We start from the raw sequence: 23,634 nt of genomic DNA on the forward strand, positions 1-23,634 counted from the left end.
TTCTCTTCTGCGTTTTTCTTCTTGACAAATCCAATGGATGTGTGGCAGATGAGTGGATCAAATATCATAAACATAGCCGGCAGGATCAACAATACAACCAGTGTACTGATAACCGCTCCTCGTGAAAGCAGGTTTGTGATACTTCCGATCATATCGACCTGTGTATAAAGACCAACGCCAAAGGTCGCTGCAAAGAAACTGCATCCACTGATTACGATTGACTTCATGGATGTCTTATGCGCAATGGCAATCGCTTCTTTTTTATTCTTTCCAAGTCCACGTTCTTTCTGATACCTGCTGGTCATCAGGATTGCATAGTCAACTGTTGCGCCCAGCTGGATACATCCGATAACGATACTTGCTACGAATACAACTTCTTTTCCCTGATAATATGGAACAGACATATTGACGAAAATTGCAAATTCAATAACTGCAACCAGGATAAATGGAAGTGAAATAGATTTAAACACAACCATAATAATGATAAAGATTGCCAGGATTGAGATTGTATTTACTGTCTTTAAGTCTACATCTGTAACATCCTGCAGATCTTTTGTCAGAGGTGCCTCACCGATTACCATAGATTCCGGACTGTAGCTCTTTACAATCTTCTGAATCTCATCAATCTGATTATTTACCTCGTCTGTCGCTGTCTTATACTGGGAACAGATGAACTCCATCTCATATTCATCACTCTCGAGCATCTTCTTCAAATCACTCGGAATCATGGTATCCGGGAATGCAGCACCTACGAAGGAATCCATTCCAAGGGCCCATTTTACTCCGTCAACATCTTTGATCTGGTTGAGCATTTCTGTTTTTTCTTTTGATGTAAGTCCTTTCTTTAATAAGACCATATGAACATTGTTCATATCAAAAGTTTCCTGAAGCTTTGCATTCGCCACGTTACTGTCCAGAGTAGCCGGAAGTGACTTATCAATGTTATAGTAGTTCTTTAAATTATTATTTCCATGGATTGCCGGGAAGAGCATTACCAGAAAAATGATCAGCCATATTTTATAATGCTTTGTGATAAATGCAGATGCTTTATCGAAGCTTGGAAGTAATGGCTTATGTGTTGTCTTCTCAATTGCTTTATCAAAAGTGAGTACTAATGCCGGAAGCAATGTTACACAACAGAAAACACCGATCACAACACCTTTTGCCATAACGATACCCATATCTCGTCCAAGTGAGAAAGTCATAAAACAAAGTGCAATAAATCCGGCCACTGTGGTAATGGAACTTCCGATTACAGATTTGAAAGTTGCATTGATGGCATGCGCCATCGCTCTCTCTTTATCCCCTTCAAATCGTTTCTTATTTTCCTCATAACTGTTCAGCAGGAAAATAGAATAGTCCATTGTAACGCCTAACTGAAGAACCGCTGTCAGAGCCTGTGTGATATAGGAAATCTGGCCCAGGAAAATATTACTTCCGAGGTTATATAAAACTGCTACACCTATGCAAAGCAGGAAAAGCACCGGCACAACCAGGGAATCCATTGCAAGAAGCAGGACTACCAGAGAAAGACAGGATGCAATCACAACATAGATTGGCATTTCTTTCAGTGCAATCTGTTTGATATCAGTAACAATACCTGTCATTCCACTGACGAAACAATCCTTTGAAGTAATCTTACGGATCTCTGTTACAGCATCCATGGAAGTTTCAGATGATGTTGTATTGTCAAACAATGCGATCATCATTGTCGCATTTCCATTAAAGAATGCCTCTCTTAAATCTTTCGGAAGCATTTCAACAGGAACGGAAACATCCAGAACACTGTCATACCATAATACTTTCTTGACATGATCAACTGCTTCAACCTTTTCTTTTAAAGCAGCTACGTCCTTAAGCTCCATGTCCTCCACAACTATCATGGAGAACGCTCCCATTCCAAACTGGTCTACCATGATATCCTGTCCCTCAACGGTCTCAAGGGTGTCTGGCAGATAACTTAATACATCGTAATTGATTTTGGTTGCAGCCATACCGAGATATGCCGGAATCAGTAAGATAATCCCGATGATAATGATCAGTATTTTGTGTTTTGCAATCCACTTTCCTACCTTAATCATTTTATTCTCCTTTTCCTTTTTATTTCTTATTGATACTGTTTAATCATTCTATGACCAACAGTCATTTTTTATTTCATGGAATGTTATATACCAAAAATGACTGGTAGTCAATAATCATTCTTCACAATTTGTCTAAATTTTTTCGACAAATAAATAGACAGTATTTTTCTTTCTATTGCCCGATTATGGTTCTATCATTTTTTTGCTTTCATTATCCAAAATCCAATATTGACTTTTAGTCATTTTTGTTTAAAATAAAAGTATGAACTCTTTGAAGAAAGAAGGAAAAACTGTAATGGGAAAACTGGAGCTAAATAAAAAGAAGAAAAAGGATGCTCTGTTTAACACCGCTTTTGAGTTATTTACTACAAAGGGACTCACAAAGACTACGATTTCAGATATCGTAAATCAGGCAGGTGTAGCCAAGGGTACTTTTTATCTCTATTTTAAAGATAAATATGATATTCGCAATAAGCTCGTTTCCCATAAAACAGGAGAACTGTTTTTCCGCGCACATGAAGCTTTGCAGGATGCGCATATCACACAGTTTGACGAGCAGGTACATTTTATTGTAGATTTTATCCTGACAGCACTTGATCAGGACCGCACTCTTCTGCTTTTTATTTCGAAGAATCTTGCCTGGGGTGTATTTAAGGGTGCTTTTGAAGAGAAGATGCCGGATGACGAATACAATTTCTATCAGTCATATCTGGATATGCTGGCTCAGAATGGGCTTCATTATAAGAATCCGGAGTTGCTTCTATTTACAATTATTGAACTGGTAGGGTCTACCTGTTATAGTTGTATTCTGTATCAGCAGCCAGTATCCATGACAGAATATCGTCCATATCTGCATAAGACAATCTCAGGCATCATGAAAACCTTTTCCCAGGATAATACTTTATGCTCTACTTTACCACCTGTGGCTTCTGTTGATCATACTGCATAATAACTATAAAACCGTGAATCCAGGAGCTCAGAGTCTTTTGACTCTGACATCACAATATAAAAACCTCCGAATATTCAGATTTTTTCTCTGAATATTCGGAGGTTTTACTTTTATTTCTTCATCTGCAAGATTGTTTCAAGAATCAACTTGTCGGCACACTAATGTTTTTTGTTTTTTAGTTATTACTCGACGGCATATACTGTCTGAGAACTCCTGCCACATTACTGATTGGCATGGTCTGAAGCCATACATGACCAGGACCTGTAATTTCTGTATTAAATACCCCTTCTCCACCGAAAAGCATATTCTTTACTCCCGGAACTGTCACGATTTCCATCTTACAGCCGGCACTCATTGCGGCAAGATGTCCGGTATCAACTACGATCTTCTGACCTTCTTTTAATTCATATTCTACAACATGTCCATCAAACTCGGCAAACAGTGTTCCGTTTCCGGAAAATTTCTGCATGATAAATCCCTCACCACCAAAAAGACCTGCACTGAATTTTTTACTGAAATGTACAGAACAGTCTACGCTGGCTTCGCTGGCAAGAAAAGCTGATTTCTGTGCGATGATCTCATTTCCCGGTGTAATATCAAACGCACGGATAGATCCTGGGAAACAGGATGCAAATGCGATCATTCCATTTCCACCGACTGCTGTATAGATATTCTGGAACATTTTTTCCCCGGAGAACATACGCCCAAACATCTTTCCGATTCCGCCATTGGAGGTTGTCTCCATCTTCATATTTGGTGACATCCAGGACATTCCGCCGCCCTCTGTCACAACCTTTTCACCATTGTCCAGATAGCAGATTACAACTGGGAGTGTATCACCTTTAATTTCATATTTCATATATTTACCGCTCCTTTCCATTCCGTGTGGATTATACATCTTGATGTCTGAATAAAATATAATTTTACCTGCATCTTTTTCTATTAATTATAACATATTATACATCAGCTGCGATACAGGTATTTTCACAACAATTACAAAAAGATGGTGAACCGGACTGAATTCACCATCTTTTTTCTTTATCTTCCGTTATTAATAACTTCTTTCGCCATATCTGCAAGTTCACCGGCAGATAATTTTCCATCTATTTGAAGCAAATCATACTGGATGCCATCTTTATTCCAGTTAACGCTTTGAACCTGACTGACTACAATCTGAGAAGCGCTGTCATCGTAACTGAATACAACTTTTCCACTGGCCTGGTCTTTTTTATCTTGTTCTGTCAATTCGTAATCATCCGATACCAATTTATTTATATAATGTACATAATACATATTTGTTCCACTGTAGAAATATTAAGCCCCATTGCTTTTGAAATGTCCTTGATTTTTTCATCAAATTTATACCACCTTACAAAAATCTCGCTGTCAGGTTCGCCAAGGCTCATAACTGTTTCCCATACATAATTATTGTGAAAATTCTCTTCAATGAAATCTTTGCCATCTGACAGTTCAATATCTTCAAGAACTATATGATCCGTTTTTCTGTTTATCCGTTTCAGAGCAAAATTTCGGGCAACAGCAGCAAGATATGACCGTAATGTACCTTTCTGCAAATCTATCCTTTCAGCATTCTTCCAGAGTATAACAAACACATCTGCCACAATTTCTTCAATATCCTCTTTCGGCAGTGAATTGCCGGCCATATGATACAAAACAGTACTCAAATATGGCGTATAAATTTGGATTGCTTCATCTATTGAGTTTTTTTCTCTGTTCCTGAGACGTTGCAAAAGCTCTGCTTCATCTGTCATATCAATCCTACTTTCTTTTTAATACTTTCAAAAATTAAAAGCTTTTAACCTTTACATTCTTATATATCCTGTCAAAGAACAAAAAGTTTCATTTTTTATAAAAAAAAGTATACAGAACTCGTGTTAAATTCTGTATACTCTCAATAAACTGTTCCTTTTCCGGAATTATGAGCTTTACCTGTGTCCCAGCTCCCAGAATGCCACTGCACTTGCCGCTGCCACATTCAACGAATCTACTCCGTGGGACATTGGTATCTTTACTGTATAATCGCAGTCTGCGATGGTCTGTGATGCAAGGCCGTCACCTTCTGTTCCGAGAATGACTGCCAGTTTTTCTTCTGAACGGAGTGCTTTGTCATCAATTCCTACAGAATCATCACGCAAAGCCATTGCAGCTGTTTTGAATCCCAAATTTTGCAGAGTCTGCATTCCATCCTGTGGCCATACATTTTTTTTATTAAAGTATGTCCAGGGAATCTGGAATACGGTTCCCATGCTTACTCTGGCTGCACGTCGGTAAAGCGGATCACTGCATCCGCTGGTCAGAAGTACTGCATCCATATGGAGAGCTGCTGCTGACCGGAAAATAGCTCCGATGTTTGTAGGATTTACAACATTTTCAAGAACTGCTATGCGGCTGGCATTTCTGCAGATTTCCTCTACAGATGGCAGTGGATTTCTGCGCATTGCGCAGAGCATTCCCCGAGTAAGAGCAAACCCGGTCAGCTTGACCAACAGTTCATATTCCGCAGTATAGACCGGCACATCCGGATATTGTTTCAGGATTTCCTGTGCCTCTCCTTCCAGGTCTTTATGCTCCACCAGAAAAGAGATTGGCTGATATCCTGCTTTCAGAGCTCGCTCAATTACTTTCGGACTCTCCGCAATAAAAATTCCCGGTTCCGGTTCATAATATCGTAAAAGCTGCACCTCAGATGTTCTGGCATATACATCCAGTTCCGGCACAGCGAAATCTTTTATTTCATTCCACATAAAAATAAAACCTCCAAACTGAGTAATCTTATCTTACATCAGTTTTGAAGTTTATACAAGAATTCTTTCCACAGTTGAATCAGGTAACTTATTTGATTCGGTTAAAATCTCAAGACTTATAAACTGAGATTTTATTGCTTTTGTCATGCGAAAATTTTATAATGAATTGTACCAATAAGAAGCCAAGTGCTATCTATTATTACTTATTTTTCTATGAGGGTGAATATTATGATTTACAGAACTTATTATCTGTCTCCACTTGGAAAAATGCTGTTGGAAGCTGATGATATTGGGCTTGTGGGAGCCTGGTTTGAGGGACAGAAGTATTTTGGAGAATTTCCAGGACACAGGGATTTTGTTTTTGAGGAAAAAGAAAACTGTATTTTGAAAGATGCTCTGCGCTGGCTGGATATTTATTTTAGTGGGCAGAAGCCGGATTTCCTGCCGAAGCTTCATTTGATCGGAACAGATTTTCAGAGAGAAGTGTGGGACATTTTACTGGAGATCCCTTATGGTCAGACAGTTACTTACGGCGAGATTGCCCGCAAAATAGCTGATAAACGTGGACTGAAAACTATGTCTGCTCAGGCAGTTGGCAGTGCAGTTGGACATAACCGGGTTTCCGTAATCGTCCCCTGCCACAGAGTTATAGGTTCAGACGGAAGCCTTACCGGTTATGCCGGAGGGATTGAACGGAAAATCAGACTGCTTGATATTGAACAGCCTGATTTTATCCGGACAATTCCTGAATTTTAACCAAATCCTGCTCTCTGCTTTACTTGCTATAAATTCAGACAACTGCCATTCTTTTTCTTCTGTCTTTATATGCCAGAAACAGAATCGTCAGAAAAGTAACTGTCTCCGCTGCAAGCAGAGAGAGCCAGATTCCATTTAATCCAAATAATTTCGCAAGTATAACTGCGCAGATAACAATGGCAACAATTCCTCTCAGGAATGAACCGACAATCGCAATTTTCGGTTCATCCACTGCTGAGAAATATGCCACCAGTACAATGTTGATTCCTGCCACTATAAATCCAAGGAAGTACAGACGCAGTCCTGTGTGTGCATAATTTAATAACTGAACATTGTTTTCACTGTTGAAAATGCCAATCAGCGAGTCAGTTGCTGTCCAGATAATCAATTGGATCATTACTTCTACTGCAAGGCATACGAGCAGGCTCCATTTCAGAAGTTTTTTTACCTGAGTGAGCTGAACTTTTCCGTAGCTTTCACTGATCAGGGGCTGTGCTCCCTGAGCCAGACCGTTGAAAATTGCAAATGCCACGATAGAAAGGTTTGCCACAACTCCATAGGCTGCTACACCCACATTTCCCGCGATTCCCAGGATTAGAAAGTTAAATACAATGGCGATCACACCGTAAGACAGTTCACCGACGAATGCGGAAACTCCCAGCTGGCAGCAGGAAATCAGGTGTCTGAATGACGGTTTTTTCCAATGAAATCCCACATGGTTTCTGCTGCTTCTGTAGTGTGTGGTACAGACACTCATTGTTACGATCGGACAGATTGCAGTAGCCAGTCCTGCTCCGGAAAATCCCAGACCGACAGGAAACATGAATATATAATCAAATATAATGTTAAAAATACTTCCACTGATGGAACCGATCATTGCAATAGAAGGCGCTCCATCATTTCTGGCAAATGCAGTAAATGTATAGTTTGACATGAAGAATGGTGTTGCGATCAGAATAATTCTCATGTAGTTTCGCCCAAGTCCGATCAGTCCGGCATCTGCACCCAGCAAGGCCAATGCTTTGTCCGGAATGAAAATTCCGATCAGCATAAATGGAACTGCAGCCAGTATGCTCCAGGTTACTGACTGTATGAAATAATAATCTGTATTTTCTCCTTTTGCCCTGCTTATGGCATACCTGGTAGCGGAACCAATCCCGATCATAGCCCCAATCGCATAGATCAGCCCATAAACCGGCAGGATCAGGTTCAGGATTGCCAGTCCGTCAGCACCTGAATATACAGATATAAAGAAAGTATCTGCCAGAATATAAACGGAAATCCCGATCATTCCGGCAACACTCTGGGTTACATATCTGGTGAATCTTTTCAGCATAATACTTCGCTCCTTCGTTATATTGTCAGCATTGTCTTCCTTTCATCTGCAGACTTATCCCACCATTATACTGATATAAAATAAAAATGCAACCACAAAAACTCCAGACATAAAAATCTCCTTAAGCAGATTTTCTAGCACTGCTCAAGGAGACCCGTTGATATTCGCAATTCACTTCACGACACTCTTTATTTTATCCTGTTTTTTTTCAGGTCTTCTATAATTTCATTGTAACGTTTTTTGTTCAGACGGTAGAAAAACAGTACAATTGCTGTCACTATCCATAAAATTCCCGGAATTGTAGTAAAGGAATGTCTCATAATACTGAGTACAGCCGTATTCTACGCAGTCAGGAATGATCGCATCCCAAAATCTCGAAAACAGCATCAGGGCAGAGACTGCTGCCATCCTCCGTCTTTCCGTTTACTCATGTCTTCTCTACAGCAGTCTTTTTTATTATATCTTTGTCTTACATAATGCTTATGTATGATCAGCAGGGTATTTTATTTTTCCTGCACATTGATAATCACTTTCATTGTAGTCTCACGGTTATCGTCAATGTACTGGTATGCTTTCAGATAATCTTTAAATGCAAATGTCTTAGAGATCAGCGGTCTTAAATGCACTTTTCCTTCATTCACCAGTCTGATTCCGTCTACATAATCATCATGTCTGTACATCATTGTGCTCTTGATATCAAGCTCATGATCATTTGCAACTGCCAGATCGATCTCAGCCATTCCTGCAAAAACTGCAACCAGCACAATCACGCTTCCTTTTCTTGCATACTTGATTGCCTGTCCCATTGTAATGTTATTTCCTGCACAGTCATAGATAACATCTGCCTTATCCGGTCCAAAGGCTTCTACCATTGCTTCCCCGAAATTTTTATTCCTTGTGTTGACACATACGTCAATTCCACACTCTTTTGCTTTTTCCAGACGAAGATCACTGACATCTGTGATCATAACTTTAGCTGCTCCCATCCCTTTTGCAGACTGCGCTACCAGATTTCCGATCGGACCGGCTCCTATCACCACAATATTCATTCCTGTTACATCGCCCATCTGTTTAACACCATGAACAGCTACTGCCAGAGGCTCGATCATTGCGCCCTCTTCATAAGACATATCTTCCGGTATCGGTGTTACTTTTGATGCATCAACTGCAAAATACTCGGATGCAGTTCCTGTTGTCTGGAATCCCATTACTTTCAGCTCTTCGCAGAGATTGTATTTTCCGTGACGGCATGGATAACAATGTCCACAATATACCTGTGGCTCAATTGTTACTTTCTGTCCCACATGAAATTCTGTTACTGCATCACCTGTTTTTACCACTTCTCCTGATACTTCATGTCCCTGGGTTACCGGATATTTTGTAAAAGGATGTTTTCCGTGATATACATGGATATCAGAACCACAGATACCAATATTCATAATCTTAACCAAAACCTGGTTGTCTTTAATCTCTGGTACGGGAACCTCTCTGAAAATAATTTCTCCTGGATTTGTCATAACCTGCTGTAACATAATATTTTCCTCCTTATTTGTTGAATGTACTTTGAACCTCTAGTTATTTATTAACTTTTATTAAATGTTTTATTAAAGTAATTACATTATTATTCAAATCGCTAAATTTGTCAATAAACATTTAAAAATATTTCTCATTTCTACCAGTTGCACAAAGTAAAGATTTTATTTTTATGCAGATGTTACTATAACACTCCTCATAATTATCTGCTGAATTCCCGCACAATAACAAAATACCCTGATCACAACCTTTCTTTGTTGTAATCAGGGTATTTTTTATATTCAGATATTTGTTTAATATGGTATATCAGCAGATCATCAGTGATTCAAGAATGCTATCGGCTATATCTTTCCGATAAAATCCTGCAAGAAATGCTTTGCTGCACCTACAGCTGAGGCTTCTTTCTTATAAGAACAGTTTTTCAGATATCTCAGATCATGATCAAATCCATTATACTTCATTACTTTTTCCCCAAGAGGTATCATATAATCTGAGAGATATCCACCCATTTCACCTCCAAGAATGATATCCATATCATATGCCATGCGCAGATTTGAAATCAGAACTGCAAGATAATCAAGATACTCTTCCCATTTTTTCTCTGCCTTTTCATCATTGTTTTGAAGCAGCTGCATAAACTGTTCCACAGAATCCTTTGACTCACCAACAAGTGCGCCTGCAGCGCAATAAGCATCTGCACAACCTGATTTTCCACAATAACACTTGCGACCCTGAGGTACAAGTATCATATGTCCAAATTCTCCGGCCTTCTGATTTTCTCCGGAAAACAAATTTCCCCCTATGCAAAATGCACCGCCAAGAGTCTGATTCAACGAAAGGTAAATTGCATTCTGATAGATGTTCATATCTTCTGCCATCATTGCCGCATTGGCATCATTTGAAAAATAAACCGGGACAGAAAATGCCTGTTCCAGGAAACTGAGACTATAGTTTTCAAGTTTCAGTGCGTGGGATTTTATCACCAGTTTCTGCTCCTGATTAATGATTCCCGGAATAGAGATTCCAACACCCAGAAGCTTTTCTTTCTGTTCTGCATCATTCATATGATCCAGAAATTTCGCCGCATAATCTGCCACCTGACTGCAATATGACATATCAGATACAAATTTCAGACGGATCCGCTCTGATTTCACAATCTCATACTTCAGATTTACCAGCACCATTCCCAGATGATTTGCAGTGATCACAATTCCCATTGCATAACGATAGGATGGATTGATTCCAATACTTTTAGCCTTTCTTCCTCCTGTGGATTCATATTCTCCAATTTCTATTATGATACCTTTTTCCAATAAATCTTTTACATTAGACAGAACTGTTGGCATACTCAGATTCAGTTCTTTGGATATTTCCACTTTTGATGTGGATTCTCTATTTATAATATAATTTACGATTTTTGATTTCGTGGCAAATTTCTTTTCCAGTCCGCTCATTCTGTTTCTACCTTCTTTTATTAATGTATTTATAAAAGAATGATACCTGTTATTGTCATATTTGTAAATAGCCATTGTCTCTGCAGAGTATGTTGCTTTTTGCAATTGAAGCAGGGGGACTTACAATAACAGATAAATTTATATCATCCTGATGAAATATTATATTTCATTTTTCATGTTAATGATATAAAATTATCGTAACTGTTCAGTACCTTCACAGTTACGAGCCAAAATGCATTAAAAATCACCTGCGGTGATGGCATTTTGGCTTGTATGTCTCGGGATTTTGGTACTTACGTGCCAAAACACCTCGCGGGATAGCAGACTACTGAATAGTTACAAATTATTAATGTAAATATCAGGGCATATTCGAATAATCATTTCTAAACTTTTTCAAATATGCTCCGGAAAGGAACTTTTATACTAATGAAAACCAAGATTCAGGATATGACCTCCGGTTCACCGGGACGGTTGATCATTCTTTTTGCAATTCCCCTGATGCTGGGAAATATCTGTCAGCAGCTTTATACAATGGTGGATACCATGGTTGTTGGCCAGGTTGCAGGTGTGGAGGCTCTTGCCGCACTGGGTGCTGTTGACTTTCTGATGTGGGTTGTCACAGGAATATCCACAGGACTCACTCAGGGATTTTCTATTCAACTCTCCCAGTATTATGGGGCAAAGGATTTCGAAAATCTGCGTAAATCTCTGGCTCACAGTTACCGGCTAACCACATTCATCGCAGCCGGAGTATTGATTCTCAGCCAGTCATTTGCTTCGCTGGTATTAACAGGGCTGCATACACCTTCCAATATTATCGGAATGTCTCTGTTATATCTGCGCATCATTTTCTGTGGAATCCCCGCCACAGCAGCCTATAATATGTTTGCCTCTGCCCTAAGGGCTATGGGAAACAGTAAAACACCGCTGACCGCAATGATTATCGCATCTGTGCTGAATGTCTCACTGGACATCCTTTTTGTGGCAGGCTTCGGATGGGGTGTGGCAGGAGCAGCAATCGCAACTGTGATCGCACAGAGCTTCTCCGCTGTTTACTGTTTCCTGATTTTACGCAGAATTGATATCGTTCATCTGACCAGAGCAGATTTTATGCCTGCCTCCGGCATGAATGCCCGCCTGATGAAACTTGGTATTCCTGTTGTATTCCAGAATATCATCATCGGTGTGGGCGGTCTGGTAGTCCAGTATGTGATCAATGGCTACGGTTTCCTTTTTGTAGCAGGATTTACAGCTACAAACAAACTTTATGGTCTGCTGGAAATGGCTGCTATTTCCTATGGATATGCCATCGTTACCTATGTGGGTCAGAATCTGGGAGCCAGAAAGATTGACAGGATCAGAAAAGGCGTCCGCAGCAGTATGCTGCTTTCCCTGCTTACCTCACTGATCATTTCTGCTGCCATGTTTTTATTTGGAAAAAATATTCTCTCACTTTTCATCTCAGGTGAACCGCAGCAGACACAGCAGGTACTTGCAATTGCTTTTAAATACCTCTCTATTATGGCTGCCATGCTTTGGGTTTTGTACTTCCTGTACGTGTACAGATCTGCACTTCAGGGGCTGGGAGATACCTTAATGCCTATGGTAAGTGGTATGGCTGAATTTGTCATGCGTATCAGTGCTGCACTGATCCTTCCCCATTTCATCGGACAGGACGGTATTTTCTTTGCAGAGATTGCAGCATGGAGCGGAGCCACTGTGATCTTATGCATCAGTTATTATGCACGGATGCATAAATATCATTAAAACAAAACAGGCACATAGTCCCGGATATCCGGTATATGTGCCTGTGAAACGTGTAAAATTATGTAAGATTCTTAATCCATTTATATTTCTTATAATGTTTATAAACCACCGGCAGTTTAATAATCTCGTCCAGATTGAGTACAAAGTAGACAACCATAACCGGCAGTTTCAGGATAAATGCGCAGATGCATCCCAGAGGAACGGTGATGCACCACAAAGTTACGGAATCACACAACATTCCAAATTTGGAGTCTCCGCCTGCTGCGAAAATTCCGCCTATTGTCATACAGTTTACTGATTTTCCTGCAATATAATAGGAACAGATCAGCAGCATTTTTTGCAGATATCCGCGGGCTGTCGGGGTGAGATCTACCATTTTTGTGATAAATGGGGACAAGGCGATCAGGACAAGGCCTGATACAATTCCTGCAATAATCGCAGTTCTGGTAAGTGTTCCGCCTGCCTCCTTTGCTTCCTGCAGGCGGTCTGCACCAAGACGGTTTCCCACTATGATACTGCCTGCATTTCCAAGTCCGAGGCAGAAGCATACAACAAGATTTTTGGAAATATTCGCTATTCCATTGGCGGCAACGGCATCCGTTCCCAGATGTCCCATGATCACAGAATACATGGAAAACCCTATTCCCCATGCAAGATTATTGATCAGTAACGGAACGGCTTTCTGCCAGAAACGGCCAAATAACTTTTTTTCACAGCTTCTGAGACTGAATTTCACAGCTCTGATCCTGCACAATACATAACCAACACTCCACAGGAACTGCACAACTGTTGCAAGTACGGTTGCCAGTGCAGCACCTTTAATTCCCATTTTCGGGAAGCCGGACAGTCCAAAAATTAAAACAGCATTCAATACGATATTGAGAATTACCATAACCCCATTGATCAGGGTACTCATATTTACTGCACCACAGTTCTTCATGATTGCCAGAAAAGTCTGTGCAATTCCCGAAAACACATAGGAAATGCCAATCACCCTTAAATACTCACTTCCCAGAACGATCAGAGTTTCCTCATTTGTCAGGATTCTCATGATCTGTTCCGGAAAGAAAAGGGCTCCTGCCAGAAATACCACTGCAATACATCCGCAAATCTTTGTTACAAGGCTGAACACCTGGGAAATACCTTTGTAGTCCCCTTTTCCATAATATTGTGCCACAAACATATTCTCGCCTGCCATAAATGCAAACATAAACAGATTAAATACAAAAGTAACCTGTGTGGCCAGTGATACAGCTGACATGGCATCCTGACTTAACTTTCCCAGCATGATCGCATCACATGCTCCGACCAGGGCTGTCATGAACTGCTGAAGTGCAATTGGAAGTGCCAGCCTGACTATTTCTTTTCGTAAACTTCGTTTACACTCGTCCATTATCTTTTTTGCTCCTGTATAAAATATTAATGATACTCATCAGTCAATTTTCAGAATCATATTCAGGATTCTAGTTTAATCCTTTAATTCTCCTTAATCAAGCAGATAAAATCATCCTCTTCGCTATTTGCTTGATTTGGTTAAAGTTCTTCCTTCAAAAATGCAAAAGGTTCTTCATCCTGAAGGAAATGCATAAGCTGATATGCACACATGATCGCTACATTTTCCTCTTTCAGGATTCTCTTTACTTCTTCTCTGTCAGCAAGCACAACTTCGATTTCTTCGGAATCCTCCTGTGCCGCTTTACTGATCTCACCTTCCGCGTAACCGTAAACATTTGCGCAGGATTCATCTGTCATGCCAACCGTTGTGAAATAAGGTTTCTCAAATGCAGGATTTACTTTCAGAGGTGTGAATTTCAGTCCTGTTTCCTCATACATTTCTCTTACTGCACCTTCATGGAATTCTTCGTTCGGTTCTACCAGACCTGCCGGGAATTCATAGATGTATCCGCCGATTGCATATCTGTACTGACGTACCAATACAACCCTGTCTTTTTTCTCTCCGTAAAGACTGTAAATAATTACACCATCCGGAGTATTTTTACCTGTTTTTATTTTTAATTCGTTAATACTCTTCGCGCGTGATGCCACAAAATATGACACAGGAGTGTTATGGACACTTGTTGCATTTAAATGATATAAGTTTAAAAATTTACAGTCTGTCAATTTCTCAATATTGTGTATCTGTCCCATAATGGATACTTCCTTTCGCTATTCATAAACCTCACATTCAGGTGTTTATATTGTCTGCTTTATCTTACCATATTATCGTATCTTTTTTAAGTCAGTCTGACAATTTCTGTAATTATTTTTTACCCGCCAAAAAGAAAAACAGCCGTAGATTTTTCATCATACGACTGTTCTTCTTTTTTATTGGACTGCCAATTTATTCTTTATCAGATATAAAATCAATCTCCCTTAAGAACTACACGGATTCTCTTATAAATAAAGAATACGATCAGAGATGTCAGTGTATATTTAAATATATTGAATGGGAAAATGATCATTGCTGCAAATGTAAGAAGATTATTTACAGAGCTGTGTACTGCGCTACCCATTTCAATAAATGCTTCTACCGGCATTCCAAAAGCCTTTCCGTATGCCGGAAGTAACACGAATGCATTGATAAAGCATGCAACTACTGCTGTAAGTACGGTTCCAGTTGCCATTCCGATCACTGCATGTTTTCTGCTCTTAACAGATTTGTAACGGTAGATCAGACCTGCCGGAACTGCAAATGTACATCCAAAGATGAAGTTTGCCACATCGCCTACACCTGCTGTCATAGATCCCTTTGTTACCAGATGCACAAGAATCTTTACCAGCTCGATCAGTACACCTGCGATCGGTCCCATTGCGAATGAGCCAACCAGTACCGGGATTTCTGAAAAGTCCAGCTGATAAAAACTCGGTGCCAGGAAAGGAAGCGGAAACTCCAGATTCATTAAAATTCCTGCGATAGCACCAAGCATGGCTATCTGTGTGATGGTTCTCGTCTTACTCCTTGCCATCACATTTCCATTTCTTAATACCTGTTCACTCATACTGTTTCTCTCCTTTGAAATTATTCTTTATGGATCTGTCTCATATCCTGTTAAAAGAAAATTCCACAAGCTTTTTATATAATGAAGATTTTCTTCAACATATAAAAAACCCCGGATTATATGTCCGGGGTAATGAGCACGTATGGTAAATATCGCGTGTTCTTCTCTCATCCAGACTATACTGTCGGTCCTGGAATTCCACCAGATCAGCCGCCTGAGCGGGTCGCGGACTATAACCGCCGGTAGGGAATCTCAGCTGATGCTGATCACCACAACCCCGAAGAATTTTCTTTTATCTGCGTCTGATTATACTACATACAGATATCTATTGTCAATACAACTATTCCATTACGCTTCTCTATTGACTTTGCTTTTCCAGGCTATTATAATAAATCCAGAAAACGAAAGGAGGTTTTCAATATGAAAACATGGACAAAGAAGTTCCAGAAAATGTTAACACTGATACTTGCCATCTGCCTCGTTACCGGCTGCATGGGATTCTCAAATGTGCAGGCAGCTACCGGAAAGTCAGGTACAACCTACTATAATACCTGCATAAATGGAAAAAAAGGCGGAACAATAACAACCAATGGCACAAAATACTATATGTCAGGCACAAGAAAGGCTATATGTAAGGGGAACACTCTGACAATGTATGCGTCATTTAATACTTCCAAAAACGGAGTATTAAACAGCCAAAACAAAAAAGCATATATAAAATACGGAAAACATACATTTAAACTTACTTCCAAGACCAAATACTATTTTTCCGGAGGTGAAGCTCCCAACGAATATTGCTCAAAGTCCGCTTTCATGTCTACCATGAGAAGCATGAATGGATTAGGTCTGTGCATTAAGGTAACCAATGGAAAAGTTGTTGAGATGTCTTTCAATTCATGATACCACAAAAGCCGCAAAGCTGGAAATTCCCACTTTACGGCTCTTGTTTAACTTGTCATTATTTTTTCCGAAACCATTCTTTTTTCTCTGTTCTCGCAACCCCCTCCCTGAGAAGCTTTTCATCTCATCAGGCACTTTTCATAAGTCAGGCGAATATTTGTAATATTAAAGCAGGAGACTCACTTCATTGATAAAATTTTACTCTGCCTGATCAATATTATCAACCCTACAGCCCGCTAATACAACCATTCCAGGATTAGAAAAACAGGAAATCACTGCCAGACAAATGAAAAATATATAATATCCCGGTATTTTGTAGTTCATAAGTATTGCTGCCATAGTTTTCACCTCGCTTATGTACAATCTTCAGTAATTCATTTAGAGGATTGTTATAATTCACTCATCCTTTATTACACTCATTATACCCTTTTCTCATCAGCTTTTCATTCACTGGCAGTATATGTTTTATGCCACAGCAACAATAGTTTTCCCACTTATAGCCGAACATTAGCTTTGGTCTTTACAGTCAGCTATCAAATATAAAATTTACAATCTTCTTTGATAATTGACGAACTACTGAGAATATGCTTTAATGGATTTAGCATAAATACTTTAGGAGAACAAACATAGTTCTCAACTATGCTTCTACACCAACGATACATGTATCATATCTCACAAAAAGAAATGGGGGAACACACAAATGGGACTTATAGCTATCAGTAGTCTGATGCTCTTGGGCGGTATGTATCTGATGATTGCATTCGCATGGTGGCTTCTGCAGATCATTGCCAACTGGAGAATCTTTACCAAAGCAGGAGAGGCCGGATGGAAAAGTATTATTCCAATATATGGCGATTATATTTCTTATAAAATCGCATGGCAGCCCGCATATTTCTGGCTGACTCTCATCCTGGGAATCATATCTTCTTATCTGCAGGGAACTCTGGAAATAAGCGAAAGCTTAACAGTCTACATGCTTGTCATACTGATCAAAATCATACTTGTCATCATCAGTATTATGTACAGCATTAAGCTTGCAAGAGCCTTCGGCAGAGGCACAGGATTCGCCATTGGCCTTATCTTCTTACCGCCAATCTTCATGCTGATCCTTGGCTTCGGCGATGACAGATATTATGGGGCAGATAAATAGACAACCGCTAAATAAAAAATCCTCAGAGCTTATGTTCTGGGGATTTTTTCATCTCATACAGGCTACAGCCTATTATAAAGTTCTGTTATCAAAATACTCTTTTACCGTTTCACAGCAGAAATCAGTCACCTCATACCTGTTACTCACATCTCCGTCAAAAATCGGTTCAAGTCCGCCTGCTGCCGCCTCGAAGAACAGTTTTGTACCAACTTCAGGAGTATATCCTGTACATGGTTTGATCATGTTGTTTAACAGCGGTCTGTTCTCTGCTCCAAGATATTTACGGATTCCTTCGATACCGAATTTCGGTCCCTGGAAGTCTTTTACAAAACTTTCCGGGAAGTCGATGTCAAGGAGTTTCAGAAATGGCATTGACATGATGTTTCCTGTGATCGTTGCGAGTAACAGCGGGATGTATTTCTTAGTAGCATTATCACTTCATTTTTAATATGCAGCAATGTATGGGCTGTAATTCACTATCCGTTTATATTACAATTCAAAGGTTTCCAGATCATCCGGGATAAAAAGATTTCCTTTATAATATGGTTTTCCTTCCTCTGTGTAGAGTTCTTTTCGTCTGGAGATATTTTTATCTTCTGTATGATACAAAATCAGATTGTCAACATTCAGTTCCTGTGCGAGCTGACAGGCATCCTTTACTGTGGAATGATGTTTCTCATAAGGTTTAAATTTATCTGCCTGTGAAAAGAGACAAAATGCCTCATGGAGAAGCCAGGTACTATTCACTGCATATTTATGTTCACATTCATTATATGGCTCATCTCCACAGCAGGTCAGTTTCTTTCCGTCTGCATATTCCATGCAAAATCCGAACTGTTTTGCTTTTGTAGAAAGAATATCAAAGAATATTACCTTGTGTCCCAGAATCATTCTTTCTTCTCCATCTTTTACTTCTTCCAGATGTACTTTCTCACCAATGTATTTGGTTTCTTTTGCAGTCAGAAGCATCTGGGACATCTGCTTCAGAAGGCAGATCACTTCGTCATGTCCGTAGATTACTACTTCACCATCAAACTGTCCTCTTGCCATTCCCTGGCAATACATACGGAGCATCCAGATAATTCCCAGCAGATGGTCGATATGTTTATGCGTAACAAAAATCGTACGGATATCCTTCCAGCTGATTCCGGCATCTTCCAACTGTTTCAAAATGGTGCTTCCACCGCCGCCATCTATCATAAAATATTCTTTATCCTCGTTTAATGTAAAACAGGTATTATAACATTTCGTTACTTTTGCATTTCCGGTTCCCAGTATTGTAAGCTTCATCTTATATAGTACCTCCTGGCTATTCATCTGAATTCTGTTTCTCATGTAGTATAACATATAAAAGAAAAGTGTTCCATTCAAAAACGGAACACTTTTCTTCTTTGTATATAGCAATTTTTATATGATTATTTGCATCCATCGCAAGATGTAGCACATGGATTATCAAAACTAGGATTAAATGCGTAGAAATTCTTTGCATCCAATTCTTCCTGAATAGAACGAAGTGCTTCACCAAATCGCTGGAAATGTACCACCTCGCGCGCACGTAAGAATTTAATCGGATCAGCAATTTCCGGCATATCCCGTACTACCCGAAGAATATTATCATAAGTAGAGCGGGCTTTCTGTTCTGCTGCAAGATTCTCAAATAAATCAGTAATAGGGTCTCCTTTACTCTGAAATTCACAGGCATTAAATGGAACTCCACCTGCGGCCTGCGGCCAGACTCCTACAGTATGATCAATATAATACGGACCGAATCCAGATTTCTCAATTTCTTCCATAGAGAGATCTCGGGTAAGCTGGTGTACGATAGTAGATACCATTTCCAAATGGGCCAATTCCTCCGTGCCAACATCATTAAGAACTGCCGCCGCCATACGGTTTGGCATGGTGAATCGTTGGGAAAGATATCTCATAGAAGCACCAATCTCGCCATCAGGACCACCATACTGGCTCATGATATACTGTGCGATTTTTGCATTCGGCTGTGTGATATTTACCGGATATTGAAGTCTTTTTTCATAATTCCACATAAACTATCTGCACGCTCCTTCCTTTTCCCATGGGAATGGCTGTTCCATCCATTTCCAGATGGTTTCTTCGCTTTGGTCTGTACTGTCAATAGTGAGAGGTCCAAACATTTCAGCATATTCTTTTAAGAGTTTTTTCCGTTCCTGCACAAGTTCTCTGCAATAAACAAGTGCTTTTTCATCACAGGGATGTGTATCGAGATATAAGTGCATATCATTTACAGCAAAGCTGACCTGATCGATTCGTTCCAGCATCTGCCGTCTTGAACAATTCTGCCTCATCTGCGTGCACCTCTCTTTCCGCAAAATGGCTTACATAACTGTGGAAAAACAGTTCCCACACTCAGTGCATATTTTAAAGGATAATTTTCAGTAAATTTCTGACATGGTACATAGGCCATTGCCGATTCCAGATGCTGTAAATGAGAAAACATTTCATGACTTTTTCCGTTACTTCCAGGCATTATACAATTACAGCTCTCTCTGGTTTCATTTTCTCTATTTTCACAGGAACATCCCTGATCATTCATTTTTCTGTCTACTGGCTGAGGTCTGTTCATGCCACAGGTTCTGTTATACGGCCGGCCGCATGAACGTCCCATGTGATAATTCTCCATAAACATTTCCTTTCATTAATTATAAGTCTGTTTACTCTATATTTTATGTCATATTTCTGAATTCGTGACCCGTTCTCCATTACAATTTGTAATTACAACAAATATTGTTGCTCGCTGCATTCACAATAACAATCTTTGCAGAATAAACTGTAACCAATAAATCACAAAAATTTCATATTTACAAATACCCCTAACAGTGCTATAGTATCTTTGCTTTAGCAACAACAAAAGAACAAAAATATGATATAAACGGGGCTGTTTCACATATAAATGTTTATGTGACAGCCCCCTTATTGGAGGAATTATGCAAATAATTATTGTTGGGTGCGGTAAGGTTGGGCGTACCCTGGCTGAACAGCTTCAGGAAGAAGAATCTGATATTACCCTGATAGACATTTCTTCTAACGTAATCAACTCTCTTCAGGATGATATTGATGCCATGGGAATCGTCGGAAATGGTGCCAGCATTAATACTCTGATGGAAGCAGGAATTGAGAATGCCGATATTCTGATCGCAGTAACCGGCTCTGATGAGATGAATCTGCTGTGCTGTCTGATTGCGCAGAAAACAGGTCACTGCCACACAATTGCCCGCGTCCGTAATCCTATTTATGCTAAGGAAATCAGTTTTATTAAGAAACGTCTGGGTGTCACTATGATCATCAACCCGGAACTCGCAGCTGCTCAGGAGATTTCCCGTCTTCTGCGTTTCCCATCTGCGATCAAGATCGACACCTTTGCCAGAGGTCGTGTGGAAATGCTGAAATTCAAGGTTCTTCCGGAATTCGATCTGGATGGCATGGCCATTTCACGGATTACCGAAACTCTGAGATGTGATGTTCTGTTCTGTGCGGTAGAGAGCCGCGACCGCGTTTCTATTCCGGGTGGTAATTATGTTGTCCATGATGGAGATATGGTCTCTATTCTGGCATCACCGGTAAATGCCGCAGCTTTTTTCAAAAAAATAGGACTTAAGACCAATCAGGTAAAGAACGCGATCATCGTTGGCGGAGGAACTATTTCCTATTACCTTACAAAAGCTCTGTTAGATATGAACATTTCTGTTAAGATTATCGAAAAGAATGAGGCTCGCTGCGAAACCTTAAGTGACCTGCTTCCAGAGGCAACGATCATCAACGGTGATGGTACTGACCGTTCTCTTCTTATGGAAGAAGGTCTTGCACGCGCAGAAGCTTTTGTATCACTCACCAACATGGATGAGGAAAATGTTTTCCTGGCTCTTTTTGCCAAAACAATTTCAAAGGCAAAACTGGTTGCAAAGGTAAACAGACTTTCCTTTGATGATGTGATTGATAACCTTGATATTGGAAGTGTTATTTATCCTAAATATATTACCGCTGATTACATCCTGCAGTATGTGCGTGCCATGCAGAACAGTATCGGAAGTAATATCGAAACCCTTTACCACATTCTTGATAATCAGGCAGAGGCACTGGAATTTGCAATCCGCGAGAATTCACCGGTAGTTGGCATTCCGTTATCTGAACTGAACCTGAAAAAGAATCTTCTGGTCGGATATCTGAACCGAAACGGAAAAGTCAAGATTCCGCGTGGACAGGATACAATTCAGGTGGGAGATACCGTAATCATAGTAACTACTCACAAGGGTCTGCGTGATATTACAGATATTCTGGAAAAATAAAGGAGCCGGATTATGAACTATTCCATTATTATTTATATTATCGGGATGATTTTAAAGATTGAAGCAGCTTTTATGCTTCTTCCGGCAGTTACCGCCCTGATTTATCAAGAAACTTCCGGAGTTGCTTTTCTGATCACGATCGTTCTCTGTCTGGCTATCGGATTTCCGCTCACGCGCAAGAAACCGACACGTAAAGCATTTTACACAAAAGAAGGCTTCGTAACCGTAGCGTTAAGCTGGATCGTTCTGAGTATTATGGGTGCGATTCCTTTTGTGATCAGCCACAGTATTCCGAATCCTGTGGATGCTTTATTTGAGACTGTTTCCGGATTTACCACAACAGGAGCCAGTATTCTGAGTAATGTGGAAGCACTTCCTCATTGTATGCTGATGTGGCGAAGCTTCACTCACTGGATCGGTGGAATGGGGGTTCTTGTTTTTATCCTCTCTCTTCTGCCACTTACCGGTGGATATCACATGAATCTGATGAAAGCAGAGAGTCCTGGACCTTCCGTAAGCAAGCTTGCGCCGAAAGTACAGTCAACCGCTAAGATTCTGTACACGATCTACTTTGTAATGACTGTTATTCAAATCGTTTTACTTCTGATCGGAGGTATGCCGCTCTTTGATACAATATGTACTGCTTTTGGTACAGCAGGTACCGGTGGATTTGGTATCAAGAATGACAGTATGGCAAGTTACAGCACCTATCTGCAGGTTGTTATTACTGTATTCATGATCTTATTTGGTGTTAACTTTAATGCATACTTTTTTATTATCACCAAAAAATTTGCCCAGGCTTTCAAAATGGAAGAAGTACGATATTACTTTGGAATCATCGGCGTTGCAACTCTGATCATCACCTGCAATATCTACCATATTTTCGGCAGTGCAACCAGGGCCTTCCAGCAGGCAGCTTTCCAGGTTGGTTCTATTATCACAACGACCGGATATGCAACTACTGATTTCAATATGTGGCCGGAAATCTCACGAACGATTCTGGTGATACTGATGTTTATCGGTGCCTGTGCCGGAAGTACAGGTGGTGGTTTCAAAGTTTCCAGAATCCTGATTCTGTGCAAGACTGTCAGAAAGGAACTGCATATTTTCCTGCATCCTAACGCCGTAAAGAAAATAAAAATGGATGGCAAAGCCATCCCTCACGAAGTCGTTCGTTCTACGAATATTTTCTTTATTGTGTATGTGCTGATCTTCTCATCATCTGTTTTTCTGATTGCTTTTGATGACTTTGAACTGATCACAAATTTTACAGCAGTCGCAGCAACCTTTAACAACATCGGACCTGGTCTTGAGCTTGTCGGACCTACCGGAAACTTCTGTATGTTCTCCTGGTTTTCAAAGCTTATCCTTACTTTTGATATGCTTGCCGGACGTCTGGAGATCTTCCCACTGCTGTTATTATTTGTAAGAGATACTTGGAGGAAATTTTAATACATTGTTTTTTATGATGTGCGAGTTATATCGAGAAAATATTTTTTCTTTTTACATTATGTTCACATTTTTTTCACATTTATTAGATATAATAATGTTTAGAAAGACGATGAGTCTTTCTTATAAATATTTTTCTTTTTCATACGCGCCGGTACGAAAGTACCGGCCTC

The 23,634-nt window shown here is 39.9% G+C and carries 24 protein-coding genes, 1 pseudogene and 1 riboswitch; of the genes and pseudogenes, 7 read left to right on the forward strand and 18 right to left on the reverse strand.

The genetic code is table 11. From position 1 onward, the window contains the following. Positions 1-2,081 (reverse strand): efflux RND transporter permease subunit (locus AC058W_RS06040; RefSeq protein ID WP_479389820.1); only part of this gene is annotated, 2,081 nt, incomplete at its 3' end. Between the two features lie 295 nt (positions 2,082-2,376). Between AC058W_RS06040 and AC058W_RS06045 the strand changes: the two genes are divergently transcribed. Further along, positions 2,377-3,030, forward strand: coding sequence for a TetR/AcrR family transcriptional regulator (locus tag AC058W_RS06045; protein WP_117845687.1), 654 nt, complete (start codon positions 2,377-2,379; stop codon positions 3,028-3,030). 175 nt (positions 3,031-3,205) lie between these two features. Here the strand turns inward: AC058W_RS06045 and AC058W_RS06050 are convergent, their stop codons facing one another. The 4 genes from AC058W_RS06050 to AC058W_RS06065 form a co-directional block, all read right to left on the reverse strand. Continuing rightward, a complete protein-coding gene (locus AC058W_RS06050) occupies positions 3,206-3,889 on the reverse strand; it encodes a TIGR00266 family protein (protein WP_117845685.1) in 684 nt (227 codons plus the stop codon). 179 nt (positions 3,890-4,068) lie between these two features. After that, on the reverse strand, positions 4,069-4,275 hold the full coding sequence (locus AC058W_RS06055) for a hypothetical protein (protein WP_243009563.1): 207 nt from the start codon (positions 4,273-4,275) through the stop codon (positions 4,069-4,071). Positions 4,276-4,301: 26 nt separating this feature from the next. After that, positions 4,302-4,802 carry an RNA polymerase sigma factor gene (locus AC058W_RS06060; protein ID WP_117845683.1) on the reverse strand — a complete coding sequence of 167 codons (501 nt, stop codon included), beginning with the start codon at positions 4,800-4,802 and terminating at the stop codon, positions 4,302-4,304. A 174-nt stretch (positions 4,803-4,976) separates the two neighbouring features. Further along, the gene (locus tag AC058W_RS06065) at positions 4,977-5,795 is read right to left on the reverse strand and encodes a TrmH family RNA methyltransferase (protein ID WP_117677150.1); all 819 of its coding nucleotides are present in this window, start codon (positions 5,793-5,795) and stop codon (positions 4,977-4,979) included. A gap of 228 nt (positions 5,796-6,023) precedes the next feature. Here AC058W_RS06065 and AC058W_RS06070 point away from each other — a divergent pair, with 228 nt between their 5' ends. After that, on the forward strand, positions 6,024-6,551 hold the full coding sequence (locus AC058W_RS06070) for a methylated-DNA--[protein]-cysteine S-methyltransferase (RefSeq protein ID WP_479389821.1): 528 nt from the start codon (positions 6,024-6,026) through the stop codon (positions 6,549-6,551). 34 nt (positions 6,552-6,585) lie between these two features. Here AC058W_RS06070 and AC058W_RS06075 read toward each other — a convergent pair whose 3' ends face one another. The 4 genes and pseudogenes from AC058W_RS06075 to AC058W_RS06090 form a co-directional block, all read right to left on the reverse strand. After that, complete coding sequence (locus AC058W_RS06075) at positions 6,586-7,887, reverse strand: MATE family efflux transporter (RefSeq protein WP_118136556.1); 1,302 nt, start codon at positions 7,885-7,887, stop codon at positions 6,586-6,588. A 188-nt stretch (positions 7,888-8,075) separates the two neighbouring features. Next, positions 8,076-8,228, reverse strand: a pseudogene (locus AC058W_RS06080) (MFS transporter); the annotation flags it as partial. 162 nt (positions 8,229-8,390) lie between these two features. Continuing rightward, on the reverse strand, positions 8,391-9,419 hold the full coding sequence (locus AC058W_RS06085) for a zinc-dependent alcohol dehydrogenase (RefSeq protein WP_008706353.1): 1,029 nt from the start codon (positions 9,417-9,419) through the stop codon (positions 8,391-8,393). Positions 9,420-9,761: 342 nt separating this feature from the next. Further along, positions 9,762-10,874: an ROK family transcriptional regulator gene (locus AC058W_RS06090; protein WP_119252887.1), complete on the reverse strand. Its 1,113-nt coding sequence runs from the start codon at positions 10,872-10,874 to the stop codon at positions 9,762-9,764. Positions 10,875-11,300: 426 nt separating this feature from the next. On the opposite strand from AC058W_RS06090, the gene AC058W_RS06095 reads away from it, so the two are divergent. Next, positions 11,301-12,641 carry an MATE family efflux transporter gene (locus AC058W_RS06095; RefSeq protein ID WP_479389822.1) on the forward strand — a complete coding sequence of 447 codons (1,341 nt, stop codon included), beginning with the start codon at positions 11,301-11,303 and terminating at the stop codon, positions 12,639-12,641. A gap of 58 nt (positions 12,642-12,699) precedes the next feature. Here AC058W_RS06095 and AC058W_RS06100 read toward each other — a convergent pair whose 3' ends face one another. The 3 genes from AC058W_RS06100 to AC058W_RS06110 form a co-directional block, all read right to left on the reverse strand. Beyond that, positions 12,700-14,034, reverse strand: coding sequence for an MATE family efflux transporter (locus tag AC058W_RS06100; protein WP_479389823.1), 1,335 nt, complete (start codon positions 14,032-14,034; stop codon positions 12,700-12,702). Positions 14,035-14,174: 140 nt separating this feature from the next. Beyond that, positions 14,175-14,789 (reverse strand): NUDIX hydrolase, encoded by a 615-nt coding sequence (locus tag AC058W_RS06105; protein ID WP_479389824.1) that lies wholly within the window; start codon positions 14,787-14,789, stop codon positions 14,175-14,177. Positions 14,790-15,004: 215 nt separating this feature from the next. After that, a complete protein-coding gene (locus AC058W_RS06110; RefSeq protein ID WP_118572496.1) occupies positions 15,005-15,640 on the reverse strand; it encodes an ECF transporter S component in 636 nt (211 codons plus the stop codon). A 155-nt stretch (positions 15,641-15,795) separates the two neighbouring features. Further along, positions 15,796-15,929: riboswitch (FMN riboswitch) on the reverse strand. Between the two features lie 131 nt (positions 15,930-16,060). On the opposite strand from AC058W_RS06110, the gene AC058W_RS06115 reads away from it, so the two are divergent. Further along, a complete protein-coding gene (locus AC058W_RS06115) occupies positions 16,061-16,540 on the forward strand; it encodes a hypothetical protein (protein ID WP_118330815.1) in 480 nt (159 codons plus the stop codon). A 198-nt stretch (positions 16,541-16,738) separates the two neighbouring features. On the opposite strand, the gene AC058W_RS06120 is transcribed toward AC058W_RS06115, so the two are convergent. Beyond that, on the reverse strand, positions 16,739-16,879 hold the full coding sequence (locus AC058W_RS06120) for a hypothetical protein (RefSeq protein ID WP_022380037.1): 141 nt from the start codon (positions 16,877-16,879) through the stop codon (positions 16,739-16,741). Between the two features lie 361 nt (positions 16,880-17,240). On the opposite strand from AC058W_RS06120, the gene AC058W_RS06125 reads away from it, so the two are divergent. Continuing rightward, a complete protein-coding gene (locus AC058W_RS06125; protein WP_479389825.1) occupies positions 17,241-17,690 on the forward strand; it encodes a DUF5684 domain-containing protein in 450 nt (149 codons plus the stop codon). Positions 17,691-17,762: 72 nt separating this feature from the next. On the opposite strand, the gene AC058W_RS06130 is transcribed toward AC058W_RS06125, so the two are convergent. The 5 genes from AC058W_RS06130 to AC058W_RS06150 form a co-directional block, all read right to left on the reverse strand. After that, the gene (locus AC058W_RS06130; RefSeq protein ID WP_479389826.1) at positions 17,763-18,068 is read right to left on the reverse strand and encodes a hypothetical protein; all 306 of its coding nucleotides are present in this window, start codon (positions 18,066-18,068) and stop codon (positions 17,763-17,765) included. A gap of 111 nt (positions 18,069-18,179) precedes the next feature. Next, positions 18,180-18,980 carry an MBL fold metallo-hydrolase gene (locus tag AC058W_RS06135; protein WP_479389827.1) on the reverse strand — a complete coding sequence of 267 codons (801 nt, stop codon included), beginning with the start codon at positions 18,978-18,980 and terminating at the stop codon, positions 18,180-18,182. A gap of 125 nt (positions 18,981-19,105) precedes the next feature. Then, positions 19,106-19,735 carry a manganese catalase family protein gene (locus AC058W_RS06140; RefSeq protein ID WP_119244386.1) on the reverse strand — a complete coding sequence of 210 codons (630 nt, stop codon included), beginning with the start codon at positions 19,733-19,735 and terminating at the stop codon, positions 19,106-19,108. Between the two features lie 3 nt (positions 19,736-19,738). Further along, on the reverse strand, positions 19,739-20,014 hold the full coding sequence (locus AC058W_RS06145; protein WP_117844079.1) for a spore coat protein CotJB: 276 nt from the start codon (positions 20,012-20,014) through the stop codon (positions 19,739-19,741). Then, positions 20,011-20,349 (reverse strand): spore coat associated protein CotJA, encoded by a 339-nt coding sequence (locus AC058W_RS06150; protein ID WP_479389828.1) that lies wholly within the window; start codon positions 20,347-20,349, stop codon positions 20,011-20,013. The genes AC058W_RS06145 and AC058W_RS06150 overlap by 4 nt, the downstream gene beginning before the upstream one ends. 304 nt (positions 20,350-20,653) lie before the next feature. Between AC058W_RS06150 and trkA the strand changes: the two genes are divergently transcribed. Both trkA and AC058W_RS06160 read left to right on the forward strand, forming a co-directional pair. Then, complete coding sequence (gene trkA, locus AC058W_RS06155; RefSeq protein WP_118609281.1) at positions 20,654-22,012, forward strand: Trk system potassium transporter TrkA; 1,359 nt, start codon at positions 20,654-20,656, stop codon at positions 22,010-22,012. A 12-nt stretch (positions 22,013-22,024) separates the two neighbouring features. Then, positions 22,025-23,464 (forward strand): TrkH family potassium uptake protein, encoded by a 1,440-nt coding sequence (locus AC058W_RS06160; RefSeq protein ID WP_118609282.1) that lies wholly within the window; start codon positions 22,025-22,027, stop codon positions 23,462-23,464. Positions 23,465-23,634 lie beyond the last annotated feature (170 nt).

It is taken from the genome of Blautia sp. CGZ-1-C1 (assembly GCF_056504575.1).

Bases quoted from the DNA above. Each gene is read 5' to 3' on its own strand.
- AC058W_RS06045 (WP_117845687.1), top strand. From the start codon at position 2,377: ATGGGAAAACTGGAGCTAAATAAAAAGAAGAAAAAGGATGCTCTGTTT.
- AC058W_RS06050 (WP_117845685.1), bottom strand. From the start codon at position 3,889: ATGAAATATGAAATTAAAGGTGATACACTCCCAGTTGTAATCTGCTAT.
- AC058W_RS06060 (WP_117845683.1), bottom strand. From the start codon at position 4,802: ATGACAGATGAAGCAGAGCTTTTGCAACGTCTCAGGAACAGAGAAAAA.
- AC058W_RS06065 (WP_117677150.1), bottom strand. From the start codon at position 5,795: ATGTGGAATGAAATAAAAGATTTCGCTGTGCCGGAACTGGATGTATAT.
- AC058W_RS06070 (WP_479389821.1), top strand. From the start codon at position 6,024: ATGATTTACAGAACTTATTATCTGTCTCCACTTGGAAAAATGCTGTTG.
- AC058W_RS06075 (WP_118136556.1), bottom strand. From the start codon at position 7,887: ATGCTGAAAAGATTCACCAGATATGTAACCCAGAGTGTTGCCGGAATG.
- AC058W_RS06085 (WP_008706353.1), bottom strand. From the start codon at position 9,419: ATGTTACAGCAGGTTATGACAAATCCAGGAGAAATTATTTTCAGAGAG.
- AC058W_RS06090 (WP_119252887.1), bottom strand. From the start codon at position 10,874: ATGAGCGGACTGGAAAAGAAATTTGCCACGAAATCAAAAATCGTAAAT.
- AC058W_RS06095 (WP_479389822.1), top strand. From the start codon at position 11,301: ATGAAAACCAAGATTCAGGATATGACCTCCGGTTCACCGGGACGGTTG.
- AC058W_RS06100 (WP_479389823.1), bottom strand. From the start codon at position 14,034: ATGGACGAGTGTAAACGAAGTTTACGAAAAGAAATAGTCAGGCTGGCA.
- AC058W_RS06105 (WP_479389824.1), bottom strand. From the start codon at position 14,789: ATGGGACAGATACACAATATTGAGAAATTGACAGACTGTAAATTTTTA.
- AC058W_RS06110 (WP_118572496.1), bottom strand. From the start codon at position 15,640: ATGAGTGAACAGGTATTAAGAAATGGAAATGTGATGGCAAGGAGTAAG.
- AC058W_RS06115 (WP_118330815.1), top strand. From the start codon at position 16,061: ATGAAAACATGGACAAAGAAGTTCCAGAAAATGTTAACACTGATACTT.
- AC058W_RS06120 (WP_022380037.1), bottom strand. From the start codon at position 16,879: ATGGCAGCAATACTTATGAACTACAAAATACCGGGATATTATATATTT.
- AC058W_RS06125 (WP_479389825.1), top strand. From the start codon at position 17,241: ATGGGACTTATAGCTATCAGTAGTCTGATGCTCTTGGGCGGTATGTAT.
- AC058W_RS06130 (WP_479389826.1), bottom strand. From the start codon at position 18,068: ATGTCAATGCCATTTCTGAAACTCCTTGACATCGACTTCCCGGAAAGT.
- AC058W_RS06135 (WP_479389827.1), bottom strand. From the start codon at position 18,980: ATGAAGCTTACAATACTGGGAACCGGAAATGCAAAAGTAACGAAATGT.
- AC058W_RS06140 (WP_119244386.1), bottom strand. From the start codon at position 19,735: ATGTGGAATTATGAAAAAAGACTTCAATATCCGGTAAATATCACACAG.
- AC058W_RS06145 (WP_117844079.1), bottom strand. From the start codon at position 20,014: ATGAGGCAGAATTGTTCAAGACGGCAGATGCTGGAACGAATCGATCAG.
- AC058W_RS06150 (WP_479389828.1), bottom strand. From the start codon at position 20,349: ATGGAGAATTATCACATGGGACGTTCATGCGGCCGGCCGTATAACAGA.
- trkA (WP_118609281.1), top strand. From the start codon at position 20,654: ATGCAAATAATTATTGTTGGGTGCGGTAAGGTTGGGCGTACCCTGGCT.
- AC058W_RS06160 (WP_118609282.1), top strand. From the start codon at position 22,025: ATGAACTATTCCATTATTATTTATATTATCGGGATGATTTTAAAGATT.